5 protein-coding genes are annotated in these 7341 nt (G+C 65.0%); 1 reads left to right on the top strand and 4 read right to left on the bottom strand.

Annotated features, from left to right (window positions below):
• Positions 1–483 precede the first annotated feature (483 nt).
• Positions 484–1344, bottom strand: a complete 861-nt coding sequence (locus tag AC3WON_RS30705) for a LysR substrate-binding domain-containing protein (protein WP_492320261.1) — start codon at positions 1342–1344, stop codon at positions 484–486.
• 107 nt (positions 1345–1451) lie between these two features.
• Here AC3WON_RS30705 and AC3WON_RS30700 point away from each other — a divergent pair, with 107 nt between their 5' ends.
• Positions 1452–2747, top strand: coding sequence for a DUF3422 family protein (locus AC3WON_RS30700; protein WP_492340326.1), 1296 nt, complete (start codon positions 1452–1454; stop codon positions 2745–2747).
• A 17-nt stretch (positions 2748–2764) separates the two neighbouring features.
• On the opposite strand, the gene AC3WON_RS30695 is transcribed toward AC3WON_RS30700, so the two are convergent.
• Genes AC3WON_RS30695 through AC3WON_RS30685 form a run of 3 tightly spaced genes read right to left on the bottom strand, consistent with a single transcriptional unit; the run spans position 2765 to position 7176 of the window.
• On the bottom strand, positions 2765–3676 hold the full coding sequence (locus AC3WON_RS30695; protein ID WP_492353443.1) for an ATP adenylyltransferase family protein: 912 nt from the start codon (positions 3674–3676) through the stop codon (positions 2765–2767).
• Positions 3677–3691: 15 nt separating this feature from the next.
• A complete protein-coding gene (locus tag AC3WON_RS30690; protein WP_492353442.1) occupies positions 3692–5296 on the bottom strand; it encodes a GMC oxidoreductase in 1605 nt (534 codons plus the stop codon).
• The gene (locus AC3WON_RS30685; protein ID WP_492353441.1) at positions 5293–7176 is read right to left on the bottom strand and encodes a preprotein translocase subunit YajC; all 1884 of its coding nucleotides are present in this window, start codon (positions 7174–7176) and stop codon (positions 5293–5295) included. The genes AC3WON_RS30690 and AC3WON_RS30685 overlap by 4 nt, the downstream gene beginning before the upstream one ends.
• Positions 7177–7341: the final 165 nt, after the last annotated feature.

Below are 7341 nucleotides of genomic sequence, written 5' to 3'. Positions count from 1 at the left end.
CGCTCACTCTCAGAAAACTGACTGACCAGATCCGAAGATCCAGTCACGTTTTGCTGTGCGAGCACTGTATAACTTGTAAAGCTAAAAGACCGAAGTCTTCCGCATCCGTTATCAAGCGCCCACACTTATCGGTTGTTTGATTGTTAAAGAGCCCGCCCTTTCGGGCCGCATCCGGCTTTGCCGTTTGCGTTGCTGCGTTTTGTCTGCAGCGGAGAAACGAGACTATAAAGAAGCTTCTGCGATTAATCAATCATTTTCGAGAAATTCTTTATCCTGGGAGGCTCACTCTTGCGAGTCGAGTTAATCCTGGCAAGTCTCCTTGCCAGTCTTTCCCAGCCCCGCTGCGCGGTGCCTTGCGAACGAGGGGGCGAATATTAATGCCTGGATGCCTGCCTTGCAAGCGTTTTTGAAAAGAACCTCGAAGAGCCTCTTTTGTCACTTGATCACGCCGACCAAGACCTGCCGACGAGGGCAATCGCCACATTAAGCTTGCCAGCGCTGCAACTCGGACAGGATCTGTTCAGCGAGGAAGTCGCAAGGCGGCCGCTTCGACTTTGCACTGCGCGCCAGCACCAGTTCCAGCCCGGCTAGCTCGGGCAGCCCGTGGGCCTGGCCAAGGATGGTGAAATGCGCCGGGACTGCACATCGCGCGAGCGGCGCCACTGCCAGTCCCGCTTCGACCATGCTGAGCAGGCCGAGCAGGCTGGGACTTTCATAGGACATGCGATAGGCGATCCTGGCCTGCTCCAGGCTGCGGATCGCAATGTCGCGGGCGACGCTGCCCGACTGGAACACGGCAATGGGCAGCGGCCGCTCGTTCCAGATTTCGTGCGCCCCCGGCGATGCGGCCCACACCATCGGTTCCAACCGGATGAACTCGCCGGACAACCCCTTCACTCGCGTTGCGCAGACCAGGTCGACCGATCCGTCCTTGACCATGGGCGCCAGGGCCACGCTCGGCAAGCCAATGACCTGGATCTCGACCTTGGGGTAGGTCGCCGAGAACTTCTTCAGGATCGCGGGCAGCAGGGATGAGGCATAGTCGTCCGGCATGCCGAGCACCACGCGCCCGGTCACGTCGGGGCGGACCACGGCCGCCCAGGCCTCGTCGCGCAGGGCCAGCATGCGGCGCGCGAAGCCCAGCAGTACTTCGCCTTCCAGGGTCAGCACCACGTTTCTCGGCTTGCGCACAAACAGTGGCTTGCCCAAAGCCTGTTCGAGCGCCTTGATCTGCATGCTGACCGCCGACTGCGACCGGTGCACGAGTTCCGCTGCACGGGAAATATTGCCCGTATCGGCAACCGCCACCATCATGGCCAGCACATCGAGGTCAAGCGCTTTCATTGGTATCAGAAAAACTGAAGCAACAGATCAATATTACGCGTTTTTCTTAATTATTGGCCCTCGGGCATACTGGCCAAAAACGTTGACGACCTATGCCACAGCCGATCATGGACCACCCCTTGCGCGACAGCCTTGCGCGCGAACTGCATGCCCGCCCCTTCCTGCGCATCGGCGGCTCCGCCTCGCTGACGCACTTCGCCATCTATGCCGACGGCGATACCGCCGTTCACCATGCCTTGCTGGCCTCCTTGTGCCGGCTGACCGGGCTGGAAGACCCAGCCGACGGCGTGACCCACTATTCAGGACGATGGGGCGATGACAAGCAACTGAAGTGGGAGCGGCACACCGAGTTCTCCACCTTCACGTTCGTGGCGCGCCGTGGTGACGCGGACTACTTCTCCGACCTGGCCACCTCCCATATCCCGGCCGACTGGTTCGACAGCTTCGCCGGCAAACGCCTGGTGGCGCTGCGCATGGAACTGGTCTCGGGCGAGGCCGCGGCCCATGCCCGCGACAACGTGAGGCAATGGATCGACGGCCCCATCCTGGCGGGCAGCCACGTGCTGGGCGGCGGTGAGGTGTTCTGCGACTGGACCATCCCGCCCGACGGCTTTTCGCGCTTCCTGGTCATCGACAACGGCTTCCGCGAAGTGCAAGGCGGACGGCTGCTGCAGCGGCTGTATGAAATCGAGACCTACCGGATGATGGCGCTGCTGGCCTTGCCGGTGGCGCGTGACCTGGGCCGCAGCGTGGACAACCTGCAGCGCTCGCTCGCGCCGCTGATGCGCAGCATGGACACCAGCCAGGGCGGCCGCCACGATGCCGAGTTGCTGGGGCGGCTGACGCACCTGGCGGTCCGCATCGAGGCACTGGCGGAATCCGGCAACCGCTTCAGCGCGTCGCGCGCCTACGAGAAGCTGGTGCTGGCGCGCATCCAGGAATTGCGTGAAGAGCGCATCGAAGGCATACCGACCATCGCCGAATTCATGGAGCGCCGCTTCGCGCCTGCCATGGAGACGTGCAGGTCGGTCTGGGCGCGGCACGAGCAGTTTGCCGGCCGCGTGGCGCGCGCGCTCGACCTGCTGCGCACGCGCGTCAACCTGGCGCAGGAGCAGGACACCACGCGCCTGCTCGAAGGCATGGACCAGACCGCGCGCAGCCAGCTGCGGCTGCAGCACGCGGTCGAAGGCCTGTCGGTCGCGGCCATTTCCTACTACGTGCTGTCGCTGGCGGGTACGGGGCTCAAGGCGCTGCATGCGGTGCACCTCCCGCTGGACCCGGAACTGATCAAGGGCGTGCTGATCCTGCCAGTGGTGCTGCTGGTGCTGCGTGCAACCCGGCGCAGCAAGCATGCCGGGCAGAAAGCGGCCGCGCGGCAGCCGGCTGCGAATCAGGCCGCGTAGGGTCGCGTCAGGGGCAGCTAGGCGGCTGCCCCGCCCTGCCCTGCGGCTGCCGCCGCTCGCCGCAGGAGACGCATCGGGCCAAGGCCCTCAATGGTCCGCATCTGCGCTGCATCCCGGACGAAAAGCGAACCGGCGAACGCCAGGGCATTGACCGATATGCCTTCCACGCACTCCCCGGATCTCGGCACCAGCAACAGCCCTGCGGACATGACCAGCAGGTTGTACGGCGCCGACTGGTGCAGCCCGCCCTCGACACCGACCGCCCGCACCCCAACCGCATCAAGCAGCGCGCGGTAGCGCTCGCACGCCGTGCGCGCCACCTCTTCGACGGGTGCCGCAAACAGATCCAGCGGCGCGAACGCATGCGCGAATGCCAGGCCGGGAATGGTACCGATGGCGCCGGCGATCCGCGCCGACGCCAGCAAGGGGTCAATTGGCAGCGCCGGGCCACCCTCGGCGAACGGCAACGGCACGATCTGCAGATGTTTGTGGGCCTGGCTCGCTCCCGCGGCGGCCCCGCCGTTGTAGAAACCCAGGCTCGGGAACTCCGCCATGCAAGCCAGCAGCGCTTCAAAGTCAGCCACGGTCAGCAGGCATTCCTGCGGTTCGAAGCGCCGGGTGACGATGAGCAGATGATGCGCGATGACATTGAACTTGTTGAGCAAGGCCGCATGGGTGTCGGAGATATCCGCAACAAACAGTTCCGGGTCATAGGGCAGGAATGGATTGCCCCCGGCGCTGCTCGTCGTGTGTGCCTTGTCCTTGCGAGCCAGGCTCGATACCTGGCGGACCAGAAACCGCATGCCGCCGTCCTCGATCGCCACCTGGGCAGTTTCGATCGGGCACAATGCCCCGCTCTGCAGGGCGTGCGCCGTCCGGTGCAAGACAGCCGGCCACAGCGTGCCGGGTTGAAGGTGTCGATGGTCCATGGTCGGCGAAGAGATTCAATCCTGCTCGCGCAAGAGCATCGCCACATTGCGCTCCGCGAGCGCCGCAATGGTGCGCGAAGGGTTCAGGCCGAGCGGACGCGGGACGATCGCACCGTCCATGACATACAGTCCCTCGCAGCCAAATACCCGGCCCCATGCATCGACGACCCCGTCCGCGGCGGACGTCCCCATATTGCAGCCGCCCAGCGGGTGCGGCGTGATCAGGTTGTGCCACCGTCGCCAGGTGAGCGGCACCCACGGATCTCCGCCAGTCGCTGCCGAGAGCTGCGTATGGGCTGCAATCATGGCCTCGATGACGGCCACCGAGGCCTGATAAGACCAGTCGAGCCGCAGCACACGGCGCCACGGTGCGTACCACGTGCGGCCCAGCCTCAGTTGGCCATCGCCAGGGTCCACGCCTTGCCCGAACCAGGGCATCATCTGCTCGACCGGGTCGCCGTCGTCAAACAGTCCCCCGACCTCCTTCCACACGGCGCGCAGCTTGCGGGAACGCGTTCGCTTCATATGGCGCCGAATGAAGTTGCCTGCGAGATTAGGGATTCCACCGTCCTCCACGAAGAGCGCCTGTCCGTTCGGGCCGCTGTGGTCCAGCAGGTCGATCGCGGCGGAGATGGTTACGCCATGAGACGGAGAGATCGTCCTGTGGGCATAGTAGGCCGGCGTCACGAAGTCGCCATTGTGCGCCCAGCCATGTCCCAACCGCGGCGAAAGCCCGGGCAGGGTGCGATGTTCGTCCCGACAGCGCAGCAGAAGCTCGGTGCTGCCGATAGAGCCGGCGGCCAGTATCACCCTGGCGGCCGTGACTGTGCCAGGGCTCGTCGTTTCGTTTGCCGGATCGATCTTCCTGAAGCCTACGCGCCAGCCCTGCTGCAGGGGCTCCAGCCGGTCTACCAGGTGCAACGGAAGAATTTCGGCGCCATTGTCTTCAGCCACCGCCAGGTAATTCAGGTCCAGCGTATTCCTGGCCGATACCTGGCACCCCACGTCACAGTTGCCGCAGTGAACGCAAGTGCCTTGCAACCTGCCGTGCTGGTTCAGGAATGTCTGTGAATGACGGTCATCGCGGGGGTCTTGCCGTGTGGGATCCCAATGCTCGGAAAACGTCACCGCCAGCGGCAACTTGCGGAAGCGCCCGCCCCATCCGCAGGCTTCCGCGCCCTCGCGCAACAGCCGGGTCCGCTCGCTCAACTGGTTATCCGGCACTTCGCTCACCGCGAGCATGCGTCCGACCTCCTCATAGTGGGCCTGCAGGCCGGCATAGGTAACCTCTTTCGGCCAGCCCTGCTGGAACGCTTCCGGCTTGGCTTCCACGGAAACGTTGGCATAGATCAGCGAGCCGCCGCCGACCCCGGCCCCGGCGATGACCCATACGTCGGAGAAGGTCCGGATATCGGCCCAGCCATTGAAGCGGTTGGCGCGCTCCTGGTTCCACAGCCAGGGGTCGCTCTCGTCGCGCGGGTAAGTCGCGGGGCTCCAGCGCCGGCCGCGTTCCAGCACCAGCACTTTGCGGCCGGCCTGCGCCAGCCGGCAGGCCGAGACCGCGCCACCGAAGCCGCTGCCGATGACGACGACGTCGTAGGCAAGCGTATTGCCCATCATGACGCTCCCTGTCGTTGGATGATGATTGGCTTCTCCTCGATCATCCGCACCGCCTCCGGCGGCGATACCTGGCCGTCTGCAGGCACGAAGCGAGGGCCGGCCGCGCCGGGTTGCGCGCGCACGCGCCAGGTGCTGTTGACCTTCGCCAGTTGCTTGACGCCCTCGCCCAGCTTCCAATGCCGGCAGACCTTCTCCAGCTTGAGCGGGTAGATCGTCAATTGCCCACCCTCGAACCGCATCCGCAGGAAGCATTTGTAATCGGCGATGCGCTGGGAGGAGAACACCTCCTCGGGGTGCAGACGCCACAGGGCATTGCCCAACACCATCCAGACCCCAAACAGCAGGCCGCCGAGGGCGCCGCCCAGCAGCATGGCCTCGACCAGAAACAGCAACACGGGGGGCGCGTTGTCCGCGCCAAAGACATGGAAGTTGAGGCGCAAGACGAGCCATAGCAGCGCGACCGCCAGTGCCAGGTGCAGCAGCCCGTGCAACGCGCCGACAACGCACGCGAGCCGGACGCCGCGCCTGACATCCCTGGGCGACAGCGCAGCGCAAGTAAAGACAATGGCCGCTGCGAACACCACCGACGCCGGACTGTGCGCCATGACCCGGAACAGTTGATGGAACACCTCGCCGGTATTCCCGAATGTCATTTCGAGGCCGGCCAGCCTGTCGACGAAGCTGCGTTGATCGCGCCCGGGAACAGATACCAGGCTCGCGCTTTGAATGATCCAATCGAACAGCAAGTACAGGACCGCCACCAGCGCACAGAACGAGAGGTTGCGCGCAGGCAGCTGCCACGCACGATTGCGCAATTGCCGGGAGACCGCCTGTTCCGGATACGCTGACTTCAGCTCGTAGAACTGTCTGGCCGGGCCCACGACGATAGGCCTCGGCGGATCTGGCAGCAGGTGCGTGCCGTGAAGAAATGCGCCGCCGCCTCCGCAGGTGATGCGATGCGGTCCCGCCGTGCCCGCTCGCGGCACGTAATGCGCGTAGTGGTGCGAGTTGCCGGCCAGCACCAGCGCGAGCCGGTCGCCCAGCATCCCCTCGATCTCGCTCAGGCTCCGGAAGCGCGGCGTCTTGGCCTCGATCGAAGGCACGGCCCGCCGCTCGCCGCGGCGCACGCGCTCCATCTCGTCAATCCAGCTGGCCTCCGGCGCGCACAATACGACGCGGTCGCCAGGCTGCAGCGCCGTGTGCATCTTCTGGAAGTACTCGCGCTGCGGTCGGTCGATTTCCGATTCCAGTTGCAGGTCCAGGCCCCAGATCCACCAGCCGTCGGGCAACTGCAAGGCATAGTAGCCAGTGCGCTGGCGTGTCTCCCAGCCGCCCACTGGCTTGCCGCTGCAGAACAGGCGGGCAAAGCCACGCAGGCCATCGTACCAGTCGTGATTGCCAGGCGTGGCGACCATCCACGGCGCATCCGGCAACTTGATCGGCTGGTCACTGTATACGGGGTGTGCGGTCTCGACCGGCGCAGGGAATGCCGCCCGGAAGGGATCGACGAAGCGGGTCCGATAGCCCTCATGGGCAGGGGTCGGATACACCTGGTCGCCACCCAGCAGCAGCACCTTTGCCCGCGGCAGCGTCACGCCTTGGTCGCGCAGCGTCACCGCGTGACTGACGCACAACGCCATGGAGTAGGTCGAGTCCCAACCGTCGCCGGTGTCGGCCAGATAGTCGACCCAGACACCGCCGTGTTCGTCAGCGGGCACCGGGAGCGGTGGATTCGGATTCAGCGTGGTGAGTGCCGCCTGCACCATGCGCTGGTCGGCAAAGGCGCCGATTGCCATCGCCACGGCAACGCGCATGGCGGTGAACGGCAGCTGTAGCGGGCTCAGCCAGTTCACCATGGTTCTCTGGGTGTAGAGTTCCATGCGCCCGGTCGCGGCAGGCGCGGAAGCGATCGTCGCGGAGCCGGCAGCATCGGCCGCAGCTTGCGAACCACCCGGATATAGCGACTCTGGTGCTGACCCGGAATGTTTCATCGCCTTCCCCCTAAGACTTCCAGCTCGCCAGCAAGGATCGGGGCACTCGCGCAT

The organism is Cupriavidus sp. FW305-46 (assembly GCF_058787075.1).
The sequence above is the reverse complement of the archived record's forward strand: the minus strand, read 5'-3'. Positions and strand labels throughout refer to the sequence as shown.